The sequence below is a fragment of the Pseudoxanthomonas composti genome (assembly GCF_004122095.1).
GTDB lineage: Bacteria > Pseudomonadota > Gammaproteobacteria > Xanthomonadales > Xanthomonadaceae > Pseudoxanthomonas_A > Pseudoxanthomonas_A composti.
This window is the reverse complement of record NZ_SAWZ01000011.1, coordinates 22,825-42,232: the sequence shown is the minus strand read 5'-3', so window position 1 is coordinate 42,232 and position 19,408 is coordinate 22,825. Positions and strand designations below refer to the sequence as shown.

The 19,408-nt window shown below is 65.9% G+C and carries 18 protein-coding genes and 1 pseudogene; 12 read left to right on the top strand and 7 right to left on the bottom strand.

Features of this window, described 5'->3' with window-relative positions:
• Positions 1-969: 969 nt before the first annotated feature.
• A pseudogene (locus tag EPA99_RS19180) lies at positions 970-1,581 on the bottom strand (DUF6531 domain-containing protein); the annotation flags it as partial.
• Positions 1,582-3,522: 1,941 nt separating this feature from the next.
• On the opposite strand from EPA99_RS19180, the gene EPA99_RS16455 reads away from it, so the two are divergent.
• From EPA99_RS16455 to EPA99_RS16425, 7 genes are all read left to right on the top strand, one after another.
• Positions 3,523-4,041 (top strand): hypothetical protein, encoded by a 519-nt coding sequence (locus EPA99_RS16455; protein WP_129472339.1) that lies wholly within the window; start codon positions 3,523-3,525, stop codon positions 4,039-4,041.
• Positions 4,042-4,371: 330 nt separating this feature from the next.
• A complete protein-coding gene (locus EPA99_RS16450; protein ID WP_129472338.1) occupies positions 4,372-5,259 on the top strand; it encodes a polyprenyl synthetase family protein in 888 nt (295 codons plus the stop codon).
• Positions 5,259-6,335 (top strand): type 2 isopentenyl-diphosphate Delta-isomerase, encoded by a 1,077-nt coding sequence (gene fni, locus EPA99_RS16445; RefSeq protein ID WP_129472337.1) that lies wholly within the window; start codon positions 5,259-5,261, stop codon positions 6,333-6,335. The genes EPA99_RS16450 and fni overlap by 1 nt, the downstream gene beginning before the upstream one ends.
• Complete coding sequence (locus tag EPA99_RS16440) at positions 6,332-7,606, top strand: glycosyltransferase (RefSeq protein WP_129472336.1); 1,275 nt, start codon at positions 6,332-6,334, stop codon at positions 7,604-7,606. Before fni ends, EPA99_RS16440 begins: the two co-directional genes overlap by 4 nt.
• Entirely contained in the window at positions 7,603-8,775 is a 1,173-nt protein-coding gene (gene crtY, locus EPA99_RS16435; RefSeq protein ID WP_129472335.1) for a lycopene beta-cyclase CrtY, read from the top strand. Before EPA99_RS16440 ends, crtY begins: the two co-directional genes overlap by 4 nt.
• Complete coding sequence (locus tag EPA99_RS16430) at positions 8,772-10,265, top strand: phytoene desaturase (protein WP_129472334.1); 1,494 nt, start codon at positions 8,772-8,774, stop codon at positions 10,263-10,265. The genes crtY and EPA99_RS16430 overlap by 4 nt, the downstream gene beginning before the upstream one ends.
• Positions 10,262-11,200 carry a phytoene/squalene synthase family protein gene (locus EPA99_RS16425; protein WP_129472333.1) on the top strand — a complete coding sequence of 313 codons (939 nt, stop codon included), beginning with the start codon at positions 10,262-10,264 and terminating at the stop codon, positions 11,198-11,200. Before EPA99_RS16430 ends, EPA99_RS16425 begins: the two co-directional genes overlap by 4 nt.
• Here the strand turns inward: EPA99_RS16425 and EPA99_RS16420 are convergent.
• Positions 11,165-11,695 (bottom strand): sterol desaturase family protein, encoded by a 531-nt coding sequence (locus EPA99_RS16420; protein WP_129472332.1) that lies wholly within the window; start codon positions 11,693-11,695, stop codon positions 11,165-11,167. The two genes, EPA99_RS16425 and EPA99_RS16420, sit on opposite strands and share 36 nt — an antisense overlap.
• 108 nt (positions 11,696-11,803) lie before the next feature.
• Between EPA99_RS16420 and EPA99_RS16415 the strand changes: the two genes are divergently transcribed.
• Both EPA99_RS16415 and EPA99_RS19020 read left to right on the top strand, forming a co-directional pair.
• Positions 11,804-12,403 carry a DUF2585 family protein gene (locus EPA99_RS16415; protein WP_129472331.1) on the top strand — a complete coding sequence of 200 codons (600 nt, stop codon included), beginning with the start codon at positions 11,804-11,806 and terminating at the stop codon, positions 12,401-12,403.
• A gap of 3 nt (positions 12,404-12,406) precedes the next feature.
• The gene (locus tag EPA99_RS19020; RefSeq protein WP_241688431.1) at positions 12,407-12,922 is read left to right on the top strand and encodes a DUF3247 family protein; all 516 of its coding nucleotides are present in this window, start codon (positions 12,407-12,409) and stop codon (positions 12,920-12,922) included.
• 78 nt (positions 12,923-13,000) lie between these two features.
• Here EPA99_RS19020 and EPA99_RS16405 read toward each other — a convergent pair whose 3' ends face one another.
• The gene (locus tag EPA99_RS16405) at positions 13,001-14,164 is read right to left on the bottom strand and encodes a zinc-dependent alcohol dehydrogenase (RefSeq protein ID WP_129472330.1); all 1,164 of its coding nucleotides are present in this window, start codon (positions 14,162-14,164) and stop codon (positions 13,001-13,003) included.
• A gap of 275 nt (positions 14,165-14,439) precedes the next feature.
• Between EPA99_RS16405 and EPA99_RS16400 the strand changes: the two genes are divergently transcribed.
• A complete protein-coding gene (locus EPA99_RS16400) occupies positions 14,440-14,964 on the top strand; it encodes a cysteine hydrolase family protein (RefSeq protein ID WP_129472329.1) in 525 nt (174 codons plus the stop codon).
• A gap of 171 nt (positions 14,965-15,135) precedes the next feature.
• On the opposite strand, the gene EPA99_RS16395 is transcribed toward EPA99_RS16400, so the two are convergent.
• The 3 genes from EPA99_RS16395 to EPA99_RS16385 all read right to left on the bottom strand — a co-directional run bounded on the left by EPA99_RS16395 (position 15,136) and on the right by EPA99_RS16385 (position 17,132).
• Complete coding sequence (locus tag EPA99_RS16395; RefSeq protein ID WP_129472328.1) at positions 15,136-15,630, bottom strand: YciE/YciF ferroxidase family protein; 495 nt, start codon at positions 15,628-15,630, stop codon at positions 15,136-15,138.
• A 99-nt stretch (positions 15,631-15,729) separates the two neighbouring features.
• Positions 15,730-16,242, bottom strand: a complete 513-nt coding sequence (locus EPA99_RS16390) for a ferritin-like domain-containing protein (RefSeq protein WP_129472327.1) — start codon at positions 16,240-16,242, stop codon at positions 15,730-15,732.
• Between the two features lie 560 nt (positions 16,243-16,802).
• Entirely contained in the window at positions 16,803-17,132 is a 330-nt protein-coding gene (locus EPA99_RS16385; protein WP_206733789.1) for a winged helix-turn-helix transcriptional regulator, read from the bottom strand.
• A 103-nt stretch (positions 17,133-17,235) separates the two neighbouring features.
• Here EPA99_RS16385 and EPA99_RS16380 point away from each other — a divergent pair, with 103 nt between their 5' ends.
• The gene (locus EPA99_RS16380) at positions 17,236-18,333 is read left to right on the top strand and encodes an SDR family oxidoreductase (protein WP_206733791.1); all 1,098 of its coding nucleotides are present in this window, start codon (positions 17,236-17,238) and stop codon (positions 18,331-18,333) included.
• Positions 18,334-18,387: 54 nt separating this feature from the next.
• Here the strand turns inward: EPA99_RS16380 and EPA99_RS16375 are convergent, their stop codons facing one another.
• Entirely contained in the window at positions 18,388-18,612 is a 225-nt protein-coding gene (locus EPA99_RS16375) for a hypothetical protein (protein WP_129472324.1), read from the bottom strand.
• 199 nt (positions 18,613-18,811) lie between these two features.
• Here EPA99_RS16375 and EPA99_RS16370 point away from each other — a divergent pair, with 199 nt between their 5' ends.
• Positions 18,812-19,363: a hypothetical protein gene (locus tag EPA99_RS16370; protein WP_129472323.1), complete on the top strand. Its 552-nt coding sequence runs from the start codon at positions 18,812-18,814 to the stop codon at positions 19,361-19,363.
• Positions 19,364-19,408: the final 45 nt, after the last annotated feature.

The following is a 19,408-nucleotide window of genomic DNA, read 5'->3' as shown; positions in this document are numbered from 1 at the left end:
TCCGCACTGATAACTCGCCGCGACCGATACAGCAGGGTCGACGGCGCAAGACGCTTGCAGCCGACGCGCATTGTCGTAAACAAATGCCTCAACTGATTCCAGCCTCTCCGTTCCACCAGCCTTAGACCAGAGCTCGCGTCTCACAGTCTGATTATTGGCGTCGCGCAAGATGACTTCCTTTCTCTCGCTCGCTGTCCCTACACCGCGAACGATCGAGCTAGGGTACGCGTCCGTGTAGGTATAGGAAGTCACCACCCCCTTTGCGTCCGTCTCCTGCGCGAGACGATCATCACTGTTGAACTGGTAGCCACTGCTCCCGTTAGGACGCGAGACCGCGGTGATTCGGCGGTACATGCCAGGCTCGATGGTGTATGTCGTATCTCCCTCCCCGTCCACTACAACTGAAACCGACGTCTCGGATGAGTAATTCAGGTAGGTACGCTCCACCCTTGCATCGGCGACGTGCAAAACGCTGGAAACAACACGATCCTTGCTGTCGTATGCGAAGCTAGCATAGCGGCGCCCGTCCTCAGACGTGATGCCAGTGAGGTGATTAATTTGATTAGAGCCGGCAAGCTCAGGCTCATGGTAGTGATACTTTTTAACCACGCCCCCGCCGTAGTCAACAGCGCTGAGGTTGTTGTCGCCATCATAATAATAGCTGACCTTCTGCCCGTCGGGCCGGTCAATCGAGCTCAGCAAGCCTCCCGAGTAATGAAACACGAGTGAGCGCCCGGTACCATCAGTCACTCTGGCGAGTCGCCCGTTCGTATACACCAACTCAAGGCTATGAGCTGGCTTGTTTGGATCGACTACTGAGATAAGACTCCCCGACCTGTCAAAGATCTTCTCGGCCCGGTTTGCCTCATAGAGGTGATAGCGATGGTTGCTGTCCAACGTGAGCAGCCGCTGGGAATTTCTTCCTCGCAAACGATCCGCTGCGGAGTTGAGGGCGGAAAAGGTCTCAACAAAACCGCGCTCATCGACGAGCACGACACTTCCGTAGATATCTAGACGCTCTTCGTAGGTATGTGACCAAGAAGCTCCCGATCCGGAGTGTCCTGAAGCTTGGCCGAGAGAGTGATAGCTACGCACAAAAGGCCGCCCAGCAAACTCGAAATCGACTTCCGCCCTTGATTTATCACCTGTGGAAGGATGGCAAGGATGCGCAGTGCATGGGCTCGCCACCTGCGTTGTGGTGACGCTGATCTCAGCGTACTGCTTTCCAGGCGCGCAAAGTTTTGGCCACTCGACGATCGCGTCTGGGCTCGTATTGGCATCGGCGTACGCCGCCGAAATTCCATCTTCAGCATAGAAGCCAACTGGACACTGAAAGACCTGAGTCTTATAGATCGGATGCCAGCGCGGATACCAAATTACAGGCTCACCCCATGCGGGGCAATTGACTTCATAACTCCATGCTTTTTGGCCGTTCGGCCCTGCGCCTTGATGCGTGCTATCGATTTTTCCGGTACTACCCGAGGACCCATTGTAATAAGACCTAACAGTCCTAAACGGCTCGATGTAGGAGCCTCCGATAGCTTCATTCCGCAAGTTGCAACCGGCGTATAAATTTTTCATGGACGCGGCAAAGCGAGCTATAATCTCCTGCTCACTTACGCAGGTATATTCATCACTCTCAGAGGCCGCGCAGCCCGTTTCATAAGAGCCCCAGCCGTCCATGACGTAACCGGGCTGATAAAACCTCTCTGGCACCGTGTTATCAACATCGTACTGGATAGCACGGGTCGACGACCTGTCACTCACAGTAAGAAGACGAGACGTCGACTTGCGGAACAGGCTCCCGTAGATGGGGTCTTGCCGCATGAGCGCTTCCGCTTCACTAAGCGAGCTCTTGCAGACGCCCTCGTAGCAAGCACTGACAGTCTGCGCGACTGCGGAGCCGGCAAAAGCTCCGCCCGTCAGGGCCAGAGCAGCAATTGCCCCCATGAAATGGGTAGCAAACGAAAGCAAATGCCTAGGACCCCTCGCACTTGAGACAGCGGGCTTCATATCGATCCTTAAAGTGGAAGGGAAGAATTCCTGTTCTTGCTACCCGTACATCGTCCCCAGACGACAGTTAAGGATGATTGTCGCTTCGCACATCAGGCGTCAACAGTCGGTCAAGGGCTTACCTCTCTCAATCAGCCTTCTCAGCAGCCTCACATCCGCCGGCCCAAACTCCCGTTCACCAGCTGATCTCGCGGTCCTGCTGCAGGGGAGCCCCCGATAGCTGATGTCGGGCCCTCGAAGAGCCCCGTCGAAAGGCGGGGCTTTCTTTTTGCGGCTTTGGTGGGCTTCTAAGACGGCGCTCTCCTCGAGTTAAGGGCGGTGGTGCCAACGGGGGCATGCGTCAGCCTTGAGAGAGCGTCTCTGCGCTGGCGTGGTGGAATTCCAGGGCCGGTCGGTGAGAGAGCACGGGGCTGCGGTCTGCGGCTTGCAGAGCGGCCTCCCCGCTCCCGGTTGTTGGATCGACTGCGTGTCGGGCCGCTACCCTCCCCGCCCACAGCTGGACACCCACGTCTTCAACTCGCTGACTGCATGCCGATTCGCCGGGCTGTGGCGCCAATGCTTCAATGCAGCAACGGCAAGCGCCGGCGCGCGTCACCCACGGCCCCAGGCCCCGCGACGCGCACGCGGCCTGACGTGGCCGCGTTTCGCGTTGCAGACGGCTGTAGTGCTGATAACGGCCTGCGTTGCCTGGGAGCGCTTCGCGTCAGGGCCGCTTCCGAGCCGTGGAGGGCATCGATGCTGCAGACTGCATGTTTCAACATCCATCAGGCCGTTCCGCTGTACAGCGCGGGGCGGTGGATCGGGATTTCATCCCTTATTGCCGAGTGCCTGCGTTGCGCGCATCGGTGGGGGGCCGCCGTGGGTGGACCCGGCTTTATCGCGACTCATGATTCGGGGGCGAGCCTGACCTGCCCGAGCTGCGCGGTGCACGGCACGATGACCATGGTCGGTCTGCGCTTGCTGAGCGAGGGTCTTGGCGCTACGCCGGGACCTGCATCTGACCACCGTGCCGGGGAGTGAGCAATCGCGCTCCTAACCCAGTGCGACCGGTCGGCGAGGGGCTGGATAGGTGCGCTCCGTCGGCACCCCCTGGCTTGGCGACCAACTGACCTTTGTCTGCTGCCGCGCAAGGCTAGCCGCGAGCGCGTATCGCGGCATCGTGACAAGCCAGGCTCCCTGCATGTCCGCTCGCGAATGTCTGTCGTCTGCCGCCCGTTGTTTTGAATCAATCCTCGCGCCTTCTGGCGAAGCCTCCAGTGGTGCACTCCAGGCCGCACTCAGGAGATAACGCGTGATCAAGCGCTGACATGACACCCTTCAGGCAGCGCTCGCGCAACCTCTGGGGTCGGCGACTTTATGTAGCGGCCATCTCAAGCGATGCGCCCGACATTCACCCCAATACTCTGCAGCGGTCACGTTTGAGCCATTTAGCGGTTGAAACCTTGGCCTCCCGTTCCAAAGTCTCGACCAATCTGCGGAAGGGGGCACAGAACTCTACCAGGAGGCTCCATGGCACTGACGCATCTCATTCAACTGCGGCATTGGCAGGCCGACGCGCGCGAAGGCGCGACAGAGAGAGAGGTCGCCCTCGGCGAGCTGCTGGCGGTGATCGAGCGACGCGAGGAAAGTACGGTCGTGGCCGAATGCACATTCGGTGTGGAGTGTGGAAATCCCAGGCATCCCTTCGATGCGATTGCGGATGCCGATCATCTGAGCCTGGCCGAGCAGGCGGTGTGGCAGACCCAGCGTTGCCTGGTGCCGGCCATCGGTTTTCGGAAACGTGCTGCGACAAAAGCCGAAGCGCGGCGATGGGTGACGGCTTCGGGCAAGCTGACCTATCTGCCCGCGCTGCGTTACAGCGTCCCGGACGACGACGGGCGCCACGGCGAATGCAAGCTGATGGTGCGCGAGCAGCCGCCACTGGGTCCGCTGCCGCTGGCGTTGGGCGATGTCGCGCCACGCGACTGGCTGAGGCTAGACGGCGAGCAGGCGCTGTCGATGCTGTGCCAGGCCTGGCGGCGTCTATAACGCTATTGCCCGATATCGCAGCGCTCTGGACAAGATCGTCGACGAGCGCCGCTGCGCGAAGCGTCACGCAGCGCAGAGCGAAAGCGTTGGCATCGCAGGACAACCGCTTGCATCCAGCAAAAGCCGCGCGCGCAGGTGAAGTCCCAGACGCGCGGCGCCGACGACGCCACCTGCGCGCCCACCGATCGCCACCTGCTCACCTCATCGAGCCCTGTGTGTGACGACAGCTTTTACACCACGTCCGGCACTATTCATGAAGTTCAAGACGCCAGCGACGTGGCGCCTTCAATTCTGCAAATCAGCGCCACCGAGCGGTGGTCGGGAGCATCCGTGCGGGCACTGGCGACCATACCTGGACTACACCACTCACCCGATGCGCTGAAGGCGCTGGTCGACCGCCGTCTTGGCGAACTGCTTCCCCGGCCGGGCGATCCCGGCGACCTGGTCGCGCTAGCGATCCGCGAAGCAGCCACGGGCCCGGGCAAGCGCACGCGGCCGGTGATGATGCTGGCCATCGGTCATGAGCTGGACGCGCCCACGCGCGGGCTGTTGGATGCGGCCTGCGCGGTGGAGATGGTGCATGCGGCCTCGCTGGTGCTGGATGACATGCCGTGCATGGACAACGCGCAGATGCGCCGCGGCAGGCCGACCATCCACCGCCGCTTCGGCGAGGACATCGCCGCGCTCGCCTCGATCGGCCTGTTGAGCCAAGCCTTTTCGCTGCTGGCTGGCCTGCCCGAGGTGCAGCCAGAGACCAGGAACCAACTCGTGGCCCTGCTGGCCTGCGCCATCGGTCCGCAGGGCCTGGTCGGGGGGCAATGCCTGGATCTGCGCGAGGCGCCCGAGCAGAGCGCCGACCAGGTCAGCAACAAGAATGCGCTGAAGACCGGGGCCCTGTTCGCCGCTGCGTTCGAGATGACGGCAGTGGTGGCCCAGACCGATACCCAGACTCGTCAGTCCCTGCGCAGGCTCGCCCTGGAACTGGGCCAGGCCTTCCAGCTGCAGGACGATCTGCAGGACGGCGAAGACAGCACCAGCTCGGGCAAGGACTCGGGCCAGGATGCAGGCAAGTCCACCCTGATCAGCCTGTTGGGCATTGCCCATTCGCGCGAGCAGATGCGCCAGCATGTGCAGCGCATCGAAACCGCGCTTGCCGATCTGTTCGGCGCCTCCAGCCCGCTGCTGCAGTACTGCCGCAAGCTGTTCAAGGTGCCGTGATGGGGCTGGCGAGCAAGGGCGCGGCCCCGGATTGTCACGTCTCCCGCAAGAACGATCACCTGGATATCGTGCTGGACCAGCGTCGCGCGCTGGCGCGGACCCGCACGGGCCTGGATGGCTACCGATTCGAGCACTGCGCACTGCCTGAGCTGGACCTGGATGCGATCTCGCTGGAGACCCGTTTCCTGGGGCGCGATCTGAAGGCGCCGTTCCTGATCAGTTCGATGACAGGCGGCGCCCTGCGCGCCAAGGGCATCAACCGCCACCTGGCCGAAGCGGCGCAGGCGCTGCGCATCGCCATTGCGGTGGGCTCCCAGCGCGTGGCGCTGGAGACCGCAGCCGATCACGGCCTCACCCGCGACCTGCGCAAGCGCGCGCCCGACGTACCGATCCTGGCCAACCTGGGCGCGGCGCAGCTGCGCAGTGGCGGCGTGCAGCTGGCGCTGCGCGCGGTGCAGATGATCGATGCCGATGCCTTGATCATCCACCTCAATCCCCTGCAGGAAGCCGTGCAGGCCGGCGGCGACCGCGACTGGCGCGGCGTCCTGGTCGCGCTGGAGACGCTTGCGCGGCAGTCGCGCACGCCCATCGTGGTCAAGGAGGTCGGCGCGGGGCTGTCGGCGGAGGTGGCGCGGCAACTGGTGGAGGCCGGCGTGGCCGTCATCGACGTGGCCGGCGCTGGCGGCACCAGTTGGGCGGCCGTGGAATCCGAACGCGCGCCGACGCTGAGGGACCGCGCCGTGGCCAGCGCATTCGCCAACTGGGGCATCCCCACGGCCGAGGCGCTGGTGGCCGTGCGGCAGTGCCTGCCGACGGTGCCGCTCATTGCCTCGGGCGGCGTGCGCGATGGGATCGATGCGGCCAAGGCCATCGCCCTGGGCGCGGACCTGATCGGTCAGGCCGCCTCGGTGTTGAACAGCGCGGTCGAGTCGACCGAGTCGGTGATCGAGCACTTCGAGGTCATGGCCCAGCAGCTGCGCATCGCCTGCTTCTGCACCGGCAGCGGCGATCTGGCCGCACTGCGCCAGGCAAGACTGGTCAGGCAGCGCGAGCCGGGGTCGATCGAAGCGGCATGACCCACTTTGCCCTGGTTGGCCCGGCGTTTCCCAGCCACTTCCGCGCCCTGCAGGCCATCGCCCAGCGTCTGGTCGCCCGGGGGCATCGCGCCACGTTCTTTCATCAGGCCGATGCGGCCGCGCTGGTGGAGCCGGGCCCCGTGGCATTTCACGCGGTCGGCGACCCTGCGCGGCAGGCTGGCACGGTGCGCGCGATGCTGGCGCGGGCGGCCAATCCGGGCGGGCCGCTGGGCCTGAAGCGGGTGATCGGCGATGTCAGCCTGACCACGCAGATGCTGTGCGAGGCGCTACCGGAGGCCTTTGTCCACGCCGGCGTGGAGGCGGTGATCTGCGACCAGATGGAAGCGGCCGGCGCGTTGGTCGCGCAGGCGTTGGGGCTGCCCTTCGTCTCGGTCGCCTGCGCCCTGCCGATCAATCGCGAGCCGGGCATCCCGTTGCCGGTGATGCCGTGGGAGTACGCCACCGGGCCGTCGGCGCTGCAGCTGTATCGCAGCAGCCAGCAGGTCTACGACATGCTGATGCGGCCGCTGGATCGCACGATCGCCGCGCAGGCCGCGCGGCTTGGCCTGGGCGCGCGCGCGGGGCTGCACGACTGCCTCTCGCCGCTTGCGCAGATCAGCCAGACGGTGGAACGCTTCGACTTTCCGCGGCAGCAGCCACCGCCGCATTTCCATCACGTCGGGCCACTTCGTCCGGCGGCCGAGGACCCGCCGTTGGCGCTGCCGCTGGCGGACGGTCGCAAGGTGGTCTTCGCCTCGCTGGGCACGTTGCAGGGGCATCGGCTGGCCCTGTTCAAGCGCATCGCGCGCGCCTGTCGCGGTTTGAAGGTGCAGCTGGTGATCGCCCATTGCGGCGGCCTGTCGCCTGAGCGCGCACGCGCGCTGGAAGTGCCGGGCGAGGTCATGGTGGTGCACTCGGTGCCGCAACGCGCGATGCTGGCGCGCGCCGACGCGGTGGTCACCCACGCCGGGTTGAACACCGCCCTGGACGCGTGCGTGGCCGGTGTGCCCATGCTGGCCCTGCCGATCGCCTTCGATCAGCCGGGCGTGGCTGCGCGTGTCGTCCATGCCGGTGCCGGCCTGCGCCTGTCGGCGCGGTGGTGCACCGCCAGGCAGATCGCCCAGGCGCTGGCGGCACTGCTGGACCGCCCTGCCTATGCGGCGGCGGCGCGCGAGATCGGCGTGCAGATCGGCCAGGCGGGGGGGAGCGAGCGCGCTGCGGACATCATCCAGGCCACCACTGCGCGTTCGCCATCGGCTGTCCCTGCATGAGCGAAACGGACGCTGATGTCATCCTGGTCGGTGGTGGCCTGGCCAATGCGCTGATCGCCCTGCGCATGCATGCGCTCAGGCCCGGGCTGCGCGTGCTGTTGCTGGAGCGCCAGGCTGTGCCCTGCGGCCAGCACACCTGGTCCTTCCACCACACCGATCTGTCGGCCGCCACGCGCGCGTGGGTCCTGCCGCTGGCGCGCCACAGCTGGAACGGCTACGAGGTGCGCTTCCCGGGGCTGCACCGGCAGCTGGACGGGGCGTATTCCAGCCTCCTGTCCGAGGACTTGGCGCGCCAGGTGGGCGCGGCGCTGGGCGAGAACATGCGCGTGGGCGCCGAGGTGGCCCACCTCTCCCCGACCCAGGTCACGCTATCCGATGGCCGCCGGCTGCGCGCAGGCGCGGTGATCGACGGTCGCGGCGCGCGCCCCAGCCCGCACCTGGCGCTGGGTTACCAGGCCTTCGTCGGCCACACCCTGCGCACTGAAACCCCGCACGGGCTGCGCGCGCCCACCCTGATGGACGCCAGCGTCGCGCAAGGCCAGGGCTATCGCTTCGTCTACGTGCTGCCTTTCAGCCCGGACACGCTGTTGATCGAGGACACGCACTACACCAGCAGCCCGCAGGTCGCGGTCGAACAGGCCACGGCCAACATCGCCGCCTATGCGCAGGCGCGCGGCCTGAAGGTGGCCGAACAACTGGGCTGCGAGCGCGGCGTGCTGCCCATCGTTCTGGATGGGGATTTCCAGCGCTTCTGGCCCGCGCACGATCCGCAGCCGCGCGCGGGACTGGCCGCCGCGTTGTTTCACCCGACCACGGGCTACTCCCTCCCGTACGCGGCCAGGCTGGCCGAACGACTGGCCGACAGCGGCCAGTTGGATGCGGCCACCGTGGCGCGCATCACCCGTGAGCAAGCCCTGACCAGCTGGCGCAGGCAGGGCTTTTTCCGCCTGCTCAACCGCCTGTTCTTCATGGCCGGCCAGCCCCAGCAGCGCTGGCGGGTGATGCAGCGCTTCTACGGCCTGCCGCAAGGGCTGATCCAGCGCTTCTACGCCGACCGGCTGACGCTGGCCGACAAGCTGCGCATCCTGTCCGGGAAACCCCCCATCCCGCTGGCCGAGGCCTTGCGCGCCGCGCTGGCCTCCCCTGCACATCTAAGGAACACAAGATGAGTCATCAGAAGCGTGCCGTCGTGGTCGGCGCCGGCTTCGGTGGGCTGGCGCTGGCCATCCGCCTGCAGTCGGCGGGCGTGGCCACCACCTTGCTGGAGCGACGCGACAAGCCCGGCGGCCGCGCCTACGTGTACGAGCGCGAGGGCTTCGTGTTCGATGGCGGGCCCACGGTCATCACCGACCCCACCGCGCTGGAGGAGCTGTTCGCGCTCAGCGGCCGGCGCATGTCCGATTACGTGGACATGCTGCCGGTGGATCCGTTCTATCGGCTGTGCTGGGAGGACGGCACGCACTTCGACTACGCCAACGACCAGGAAGCGCTGGACCGGCAGATCCATGCGCGCAACCCGGCCGACGTGGCCGGTTACCAGAAGTTCCTCGCCTATTCCAAGGCGGTCTTCGAAGCTGGCTACCTCGAGCTGGGCGCCGTGCCCTTCCTGTCTTTCCGGGACATGCTCAGCGCCGGGCCGCAGCTGGCCAAGCTGGAGGCCTGGAAGAGCGTCTACGGCATCGTCTCGCGCTTCATCCAGGACGAGCAGCTGCGACAGGCGTTCTCGTTCCACTCGCTGCTGGTGGGCGGCAACCCCTACAAGACCTCTTCCATCTACACCTTGATCCACGCGCTGGAACGTCGCTGGGGGGTGTGGTTTCCCAAGGGCGGCACCGGCGCGCTGGTCAACGGCATGGTGAAGCTTTTCCAGGACCTGGGCGGAAAACTGCTGCTCGATGCCGATGCCACGCGCATCGAGGTCGAGCATGGACGCGCCGCGTCGATCCGCCTGGCCGATGGGTCGCAGTTCCCGGTGGATGCCATCGCCTCCAACGCCGATGTGGTGCATACCTACGAGCGCCTGCTGGGCCATCACCCACCGGCGCAGCGACGGGCCGCATCGCTCAAGCGCAAGCGCTTCAGCATGTCCCTGTTCGTGCTCTATTTCGGCCTGGACCACCACCACGCCCAGCTGCGGCACCACACCGTGTGCTTCGGGCAGCGCTACCGCGGGCTGATCGACGAGATCTTCAAGGGCCCCACCCTGCCAGAGGATTTCTCGCTGTACCTGCATGCGCCCTGCGTGACCGATCCGTCGCTGGCGCCGCCGGGCTGCGGCAGCCACTACGTGCTCGCGCCGGTGCCGCACCTGGGCAACGCGGACATCGATTGGGATGAGGAAGGGCCGCGCTACCGCGACAGGATCTTCGACTATCTCGAGCGCTTCTACATGCCGGGGCTGCGCCAGCAGCTGGTCACCAGCCACTTCATCACCCCCTTCACCTTCCGGGATGAGCTCAATGCGTACCACGGTTCGGCCTTTTCCCTGGAGCCCATCCTGACCCAGAGCGCCTGGTTCAGGCCGCACAACCGCGATGCGGACCTTCCCAACCTGTATCTGGTGGGCGCGGGCACGCATCCGGGCGCGGGCGTTCCCGGCGTGGTGGGCTCGGCCAAGGCCACCGCACAGCTCATGCTCGATGACCTGGCGATGCCATGAGCGCGGATGAGGATTACGCCGCTGCGGCCATCCGCCAGGGCTCGAAGAGCTTTTCGGCGGCCGCCAGGTTGTTCGATGCACGCAGCCGCGAAAGCGTCACCCTGCTCTACGCCTGGTGCCGGCATTGCGATGACCAGGTGGACGGCCAGGACCTGGGCCATGGCGCCCAGCGGATGTCCCGCACCGAGGCGGTGGCCCGGCTGGACGCGCTTTACGTGCAGACACGCCAGGCCTGTGCCGAGGCGCCAGTGGACAGCCCGCCGTTTCGGGCGCTGCGCACGGTGGCAAGGCGTCACCGACTTCCAGAACAGCTGGCGCTGGCGCACCTGGATGGCTATGCCATGGATGTGCGCGGGACGGTGTACGAGACCTTCGAGGACACGCTGCGCTACTGCTACGGCGTGGCCGGCGTGGTGGGGCTGATGATGTGCCAGGTGATGGGCGCCAGCGGACGCGACGCGCTGGACCGCGCCTGCGATCTTGGTCTGGCGTTCCAGCTGACCAACATCGCCCGCGACCTGGTCGAGGATGCGCAGGTGGGCCGCTGCTACCTGCCGCGCCGCTGGCTGCAGGAACAGCGGCTGGCGCAGTCCGACCTGGGCGCAAGACAGCACCGCGATCGGCTGGCCGCACTTGCCGCGCGCCTGGTCGATGCGGCCGAGCCCTACTACGCCTCGGCGCTGCAGGGCCTGCCGGCGCTTCCGTTCCGGTCCGCTTGGGCTGTCGCGTCGGCCCACGGCGTGTATCGACAGATCGGCATCCAGGTCAAGCGGCGCGGCGCGCGGGCCTGGGACAGCCGGGTGCGGACCTCCACCCCCACCAAGCTGCGGCTGATGCTCGGCGGCCTGGGCAGGGCCTTGGTCTCCAGATGGGCCAGGGCCGCGCCCAGGCCCGATGGCCTATGGCAGCGCCCGCCCGGCTGGCGCCTTGGCTGAGCTGGCCAACGGTGCCTTCTTGATGGGTCCGCCATGAAGCCTGTGCAGCTCGGCTTTCAACTGCTTGACCGAAGGCGCCCAGAGAAATCCATAGGACACGCAGCCGTGTCTTCCCTCGACCGCGTGATGCAGCCGGTGCGCCTGGTACAGGCGCTTGAGGTAGCCCGAGCGCGGCGTGTGGCGGAACGGCCAGCGCTTGTGCACCAGCCCGTCGTGGAACACGAAGTACAACAGGCCATAGGCCGTCATGCCCGCGCCGATCCACTCCAACGGGTGATACCCCCGCGAGCCGGCGTAAATGAGCGCGATGGCGGCACCGGCGAAGAACACCGCGTACAGGTCGTTCTTCTCGAACACACCGGTCCGCTTGTGGTGATGCGATGCATGCCATCGCCACCCCCAGCCATGCATCACGTGGCGGTGCACCAGCAGCGCGACCAGCTCCATGGCCAGCAGGCTGCCGAGAAACACGAGGGTGTTGGTGAGAACAGACATGGACACGTCCACCTTGGGAAGGGCGATCATACGAGGCTCGCGCGCCGCGCCAGTCACACGGGCTTCTCACTTGCGCGCGTACGGACCGCCCCGCCCCGAGACTACTGATTGAACTGGCTGACCCATCACCTCAATGGATTCACCCGCCAGGCACGGCACGCCTTCCCGCGCTGGGCCTGGCTGCGGCACGTGGGACTGGTGGTGGCCGCGTGCCTGATCGTCCACGTCGCGGCGCTATGGCTGGCAGGCAGGCCGTTGACCTGCCCATGCGGACACGTGTCGCTGTGGCAGCTCGGCCAGGATCCGGCGGAAAACTCGCAGCAGCTGGCCGATTTCTATTCCCTGCTGCACGCTGCCTTCGGCATGTTGTGCTTCGTCGGCCTGTCCTGGCTGCGACCGCGGTGGCCGGCCATCGACTTGTGCCTGCTGACGCTGATCAGCAGCACGCTCTGGGAAGTCGCAGAGAATTCGCGCTGGGCGATCGCGCTGCTGAGCAATGCCACCAACGCCGCCCCGCCCTATCACGGCGACAGCGTGCTGAACTCCCTGGCCGATTCGGCCTTCAGCCTGATCGGTTTCGCCCTGGCCAGCCGGCTGGGAATGCGCTGGGCGCTGGCCGCGGCGCTGGCGCTGGAGGTCTTCACGACGCTCATGATCCATGATGGTATCGCGGTGGCCGCATATCGACTGGTGCGGGACGTGTTCTGAGGCATGCGCATCCGCGCGATGCCTTGCGCGTGGATTGCTTCCCCGATCTCTGAAGGCACCGCCACCTCTGTCATGAACTTTTTTCACGGCGCAGCCACCGCAAGTCGAGTTCCATCCTGTTGCCTGCGCATCGATAACGCTGTCGCGCGCAGCCTCGGCGCAGGCGCGCCTTACGGCGATCCTACTGCCCGCAGGCGCCTGACATCGATGACAACCGCCAACGCAGGAGTGAGCCAGATGACCAAGGTGACAAATCACACAGCGACCGACCCGGCCAGTGTGGAACAGCTTCGGGCGCTGCAGCTGGAGCTGGATGCCGAAGGCAAGTTCGAGTTCCACATGCGCGACCAGACCGTCTTCAAGGGCACTGTCGTCGAGCGTCCGGCCGTGGTCCTTGGCGTGGACGGCGATGGCCAGGAAGGTTTCAACGGTCTGGTGCGCGTGGATGCCGAAGATGGCCAGTCCAGACTGATCAAGCTCGAAGACATCACGCGCGTGGTCAGGCTCGGATCCGCGTGAGGCGGAGGCAAAATTCTGTGTGCGCACCCAGTCGCGCAGCACGCACGCTGGGGAGCCGTCGCTTGCGGTAAGCCAGGGTCAGGGCGTGAGTACGACCTTGCGGCACTGGTCCTGCTTCTCGTCGAAGATCCTGTAGCCGTCGGCGGCTTCGGCCAGCTTCATCCGGTGGGAGATGATCACGTCGGGTTGCAGCCTGCCTTCCTCGATGAAGTTCAAAAGCTCAGGGAGGAACTTCTGCACGTGGGTCTGCCCGGTGGCGAAGGCGAGCCCCTTGTCGAAGGCATCGCCGATGAGGAAGCCATGGATGAAGCCGGCATACACGCCCGGGACGCTGACGACACCGCCGCGTCGGGTCGCAGTAATGCAATGACGTAGCACCACTCCCGAGCTGGTTTCCAGCTTCAGGGTGCTCAGCACGGTCTCGGTGGTGCTGCCCTTGGCCTCGAACCCGACCGCATCGATGGAGGCGGACACGCCGCGGCCGGCGGTCTTCTCGAGGATGCGCTCGGACGGATCGCCCTGGTTGAGGTCGATCGGGATCACCCCGTAGGTGGCCACGGCGAAGTCCAGGCGATAGTCCTCGGCATCCACCATGTAGATCTCCTCCACGCCCAGCATGCGCGCGCACGCCGCCGCCATCAGCCCGACCGCTCCGGCGCCGAAGATGGCCAGCGTGGAGCCCGGCCCGACCCTGGCGTTGACCACCGCCTGGTAGCCGGTCGGCAGGATGTCGGACAGGAACAGCACGCGCTCATCGGCCAGGCTGCCGGGAATCACCAGCGGGCCGACGTTGGCCTTGGGCACCCGCACCAGTTCGGCCTGTCCACCCGGCACGCCGCCGTAGAGGTGCGAGTAGCCGAACAGCGCGGCCGGCGGCGTCATTTCCGTGCGCTTGCGCAGGCTGGCGCCCTGGCCCTTGTTGGTCGTCTCGCACGCGGCGAACAACTCGTGCTCGCAGAAGAAGCATTGCCCGCAGGCGATCACGAAGGGAATCACCACCCGGTCGCCGACCTTGACATTGGTCACCGAAGGACCCGCTTCCTCGACGATGCCCATGAACTCATGGCCGAAGATGTCCCCGTGCCGGGTCTCGGGAATCTTGCCATGGAACAGGTGCAGGTCCGAGCCGCAGATCGCGGTGGCGGTGACACGCAGCAGGATGTCGTCGGCGTCCTGGAGTTCCGGATCCGGGACGGTTTCGACCCGGACATCCTTCTTGCCGTGATAGGTCAGTGCTTTCATGACGCAACTCCCGCTGAGAAGATATCGGGTGTTGTAGGCACCACGGGATCTGCTGCTGGTGAACTCCGCGGAGGATGCGCGGGGCGGCGCGAAAAATCTGCGGTGTACCGCGGCACCACGGGCATGCATGCGCACGCACGGAGCCCTGAAAGCAGCGCTACGCCGTGATGTGCCTGGCCTGTTCCTGAGTTGCGCAGCATCCGCAGGTCGTCATAGGTGTGCTGCAGGAAGCCGCTCTACACGTGCCGGCAACAACCGCGGAAATTCAATGCGCCATGGCCAAGCACTCAGCGCTCATCGTCGTCGACATGTTCAACTGCTTCGATTTTCCCGGCGCGGCGGAGCTGGCGAAGAATGCCATCGCGATTGCAGCACCCATCGCGCGCGCCAGCCTGCGATGCCTGGAACAAGGCGGACACGTGATCTACAGCAATGACGAGGTGGGTGCTGCCAGGAGCGCGACGGAGTTCGCGAACGCCATGCGCGCACTCGGCGGCCCCAGTGCGGCTGTGGCGCAGCAGCTGCATGTCGGGCCCGAGACCCCAGTTGTGGTCAAGCCTGGCCATTCCGGCTTCTTCAAGACCTCACTGGAGGGCCTGCTCCGCGCCGAGAACATCCAGCGGATTACGGTGGTCGGCGTGGCGGCCGACCTCTGTGTGCTGGCCACGGCCATCGATGGTTCGATGCGCGGTTTCGATGTCCGCGTCGCACCTGAGCTGATCGCCGCAGAGACGCCAACCCGGCGCGCGCATGCGCTGGCGATCCTGGAAGAGTCCTTCGGGTTGCCTCGAGCTGACTGACGACAATCAGACCCGGGCACTCACCGAAGCGCGGCGCCGAAGCCTGTTACGCGTGCTCGCCCGGGCCGCAGGCGTGTGGTCGTTCGCGGAGTGCGACCGTCACGGATAAAGAAACTGCCGTCCCATGGCACGCGTATGAGCGCACCACGAGACGGCAGTTCAAGCGGTTGCTCACTTTTTCGCCGCAGCCTGGTTGCCGCCGCCTTCGGCCAGCAGGGTCAGCTTCTCGTCGGTGGACTTCTCTTCCTTCAGCGTTTCCAGGATGAGCGGGATGGCGTCCTTGTAGCCCAGATTCTTCGCCAGCGCGGCCAGGGTGCCGTAGGAGGCGATTTCGTAATGCTCCACCTTCTGCGCGCCGCCAATCAGCGCGGCATCACGCACCGGGCCTTCCTCGATGCTGTCGATGACTTCCTTGCCCTCCTCCACCAGGCCTTCCATCGCAGCGCACTTGATGCGCTTCAAGCGGATACCGAGCAGCTCGACCAGCTGGTCGATACGCTCGATCTGCCCCTGCGTTTCTTCCAGGTGCGCGGTGAAGGCCTCGGCCAGGGCGGGATTGGAAGAGGCTCGGGCCAGCCTCGGCAGCGCCTTGGTCAGCTGCTTTTCCGCGCTGTAGATGTCGGACAGTTCATGGACGAACAATTCTTCTGCGGTCTTGATGGACATGTATACCTCTCGTGGGTCGTATGAAAGAAGATGGCGCGGTCAGGCGACCGCCGGCGCTACGCGATGCCAGATCGCAGTCGCGCGCGCCGCAGCCTGTGGTTACTTCTTGGCGGTCACGCCGGGCGTCGCGTCGCGCGCCAGGAACTCCTCGGTCACCTCGGGGATGTACTGGCGCAGCCAGTCGGCCATGGCCTGCTCCTGGGGGAGGATCTGGTCGCAGACCTGCGCCACGGCGCTGTCGCCCACTGCCTGCGCGGCGGCCTTGAGCGAGGTGTAACTGGCGATTTCGAGATTCTCGAACACGTAGCTGGCGATCACGCCCTTGACCACCTCATCCGAATTCACCGAGCCGCCCAGCGCCTGGCCGATGGCTGCAACCTTGCCCAGCGCGTCCTTGATCGTGGAGGGGCTGATGTCCAGCCGCTCGAAGCATCCTTCCAGCAACGCCTTCTGTGCCTGGGTTTCCTGCAGATGTTCCTCGATCCTGGCCTTCAGGCGCGGGTAGTGCTCCAGCCGTGCCGCCTGTGCCTTGAGCATCGACTCGGCCTGCTGTTCCATCGCATGCGCATCGCGCAGCCAGTCCTTCAGGTTCTCGATTTGTTCTGTCGCCATGCCTTGTTTCTCCATTCTCTGTGCTATCTCGCCTCTGGAGCGCTGCATGCGCTCCGCGGCGCCTGGTCCGGCGCGCCGCAGATACTGCGAATGCGGTGCGCCATTGCCGGCAGATCCTCCTGGCTTGGCGTTAAGTGGCTTCGCAGCGGGCGTCAAGCCGGCGGGTCACCCGTGCATAACTTGCGTGCCTGCGGCGCCCGTGCCGCGGGGGCCAGCGACGATTCCCTCGTACGCCGGGTGTGGGAGCCGATTCATCGGCGAATGGGCTTGCCTGGGAAGCCCATTCGCGGCTGAAGCCGCTCCCACGCACGGTCCTGAGCGAGCCGATCTATCAGCAAGGAGCCTTGCCTCGGAAGGCGCTGCAACTGATACCCGAGGCCACCCCAGCCGCTTCCGAGCGTAATCGTGTAGGAGCCGATTCATCGGCGAAGGGCTTGCCCCTAGGACAGTCAGTTCGCGGCTGAAGCCGCTGCCACGCGCACACGCGTGCCACCACGCGAACAGGGGGCGCAACTCCCACGGCCAAACGGCGCGACCCGATCAGCGCGCGTCTGGCGCGATCAACCCCGGCGGCGCGAAGTCGGCCTTGGCTTGAGCGCGTCCAGCGCGGCGGCGTTCCGGCGCGCCCAGTCGTAGACCAATTCGATCGGCTCCACCAGTTGCACACCCAGCGGCGTCAAGGCGTATTCCACGGCCGGTGGGACGGTGGGGTGAACCGTACGCGTCAGCGCTCCGGCCTCCTCCAGCTCGCGCAGGGTCTGGGTCAGCATCTTCTTGGAAATCGCCGGCAGGCTTCGGTGCAACGCCCCCGTGCGCGTAGTACCGCCGTGGCGGACCAGCAAGGTATGCAGCACCATCGAGGTCCACTTGGTGCTGAACAGCTCCAACACTCGCCTTGGGGCGCAATCCTCCCGCCATTCCTCTTCGGGGGTACCTGACTTCATCGGGTGGTCACCATTTCGTGCCTGCTTGGAGAGGCGCACCGCCTTGTCTATGGTGGCGCCCTGGTCGATTGGAGTGGACAGTGTGACGCGACATGCCTTGGTGGTCGGTGCCACGGGAATTACCGGCAATGCCTTGATCGATCAGCTGCTCGCCGAGGGCTGGGAGGTCAGTGGCCTGGCGCGGCGGCCGGACACCCTGCGCGCCGGCGTGAGGCGGATCGCCGCGGACCTGCAGGACCCGGCCGCCACGCAGGCGGCGCTGGCAGGCCTGACGCCCACGCATGTGTTCATCACCACCTGGGCGCGCCAGGCCACCGAGGCCGAGAACATCCGCGTCAACGGCGCCATGGTGCGGCACCTGCTCGACGCCCTGGCCGAGGCGGGCACGGTGCGGCATGTCGCCCTGGTCACCGGCCTGAAGCATTACCTGGGCCCGTTTGAAGCCTACGCCCAGAGCAGCCTGCCGCAGACCCCGTTCCGCGAGGATCAGGACCGGCTGGACGTGGACAATTTCTATTACGCCCAGGAGGACGCGCTGTTTGCTGCTGCTGCGCGCGATGGCTTTCACTGGAGCGTGCATCGCCCGCACACGGTGATTGGCGCGGCGGTCGGCAACGCGATGAACATGGGCACCACGCTGGCGGTCTACGCCAGCCTGTGCAAGGCCAGCGGCCGTCCTTTCTACTTCCCGGGCTCGGCCGCGCAGTGGAACGGGCTGACCGACATGACCGATGCGCGCCAGCTGGCGCGCCAGTTGATCTGGGCCACGCAGACGCCGGCAGCGGCCAACCAGGCCTTCAACATCGTCAACGGCGACGTGTTCCGTTGGCGTTGGATGTGGCAGCGCCTGGCGCAGTGGTTCGAGCTGGAAGCGGCACCATTCACCGGCGAGCTACGGCCACTGGAGCAACAGATGGCCGACGATGCGCCGCGCTGGAAGGCGCTCGCCGGCGCGCACGGGCTGGTGGAATCGGATATGACGCGGCTGGTCTCGCCCTGGCACACCGATGCCGACCTGGGCCGTCCGCTGGAGGTGGTGACCGACATGTCCAAGAGCCGGCGCATGGGCTTTCTGGCGTATCAGCCCAGCGACGATGCGTTCTTCGAGCTGTTCGCGCGATTGCGCAGGGACAAGCTCATTCCCTGAGGGCTTGGCCGCGTCCTGCCGGACGTCCGCGGGCGAGCCGCGCGGCAAGGACTTTCAGTGATTGTCCTTCAGCACCTTGCTGCGCGCGCAATGGCCGCAGCAGTAGATCGCCCCTGCATCCTCGACCCCGTGCCCCAGCACGGGGCAGCCGCAGTGGGCACAACGCGGCGCGAAGCCCTGGATGGCGCACTCGAACGAGTCGTAGGTGGCTTGGCGATCGCCTTGCCGGATGGAAAAGGTGTTGTCGTAGACGTTTCCGCAGGTGTCGCAGATCCCCATGACAGGCTCCCTGGTGTGTCTGTTCGGGCTCACAGGTTGCGTTAGCGCCGTTCCGCAACGGTGAGACGCGCGCGCCGACCGTGCAGATCTTGCAGGCAACGCGAAGGACAAGGAAGGGGACACGACGGACGGCACGCGGGAACAATCGTTTCCTGACGGCGCGCACACATCGCTCGCGTCTGCGGGAGGAGCCTGTTGGGTGTCATTCGAAGATGAGATGCATATGGTCATCACTCACCTGATCCAACTCAGGCAGAACGCATGCGATCCGGTGGCGCTTTCGGCAACGCCGCGGCGCGACGGTGAGATCGCGCTCGGTGGTTCACTCACTGTCATTGATCGCGCCGCGCGTTGTTCCGACATTGCCGAGGCGACCTTCGGCCTTGAGCGTGGAGACCGGCGCGATGCCTACGACGGTCAGGTCGATGCGGCCACGTTCGGCGCGATCGATCACGCCGTATGGAACACCCAGCGCTGCGTGATCCCGGTGATCGGATTCCGCAGCGATCGACGCGATGCGGGCGGGCCCTGTGATTGGTTGCCGCCCGACGGCATCGCCTACCTTCCGGCACTGCGCTACAGCGTGGCCGATACTGCGGGGCGACACGGCGAGGCCAAGGTGCTGGTCCAGGCCGATCAAGATGGCCGGCACCTTCCACTGGCGCTGAACGCCATCTCGCCGCTGCAATGGCTGCTGCTCGCAGGCCCGGACGCGCTCGTCGCACTCGACCAACCCTGGCACCGCTGCTAGGCAGGCCGCTTGCGCGATATCCGCGCGCTCAAGGCGGCAGGGCAC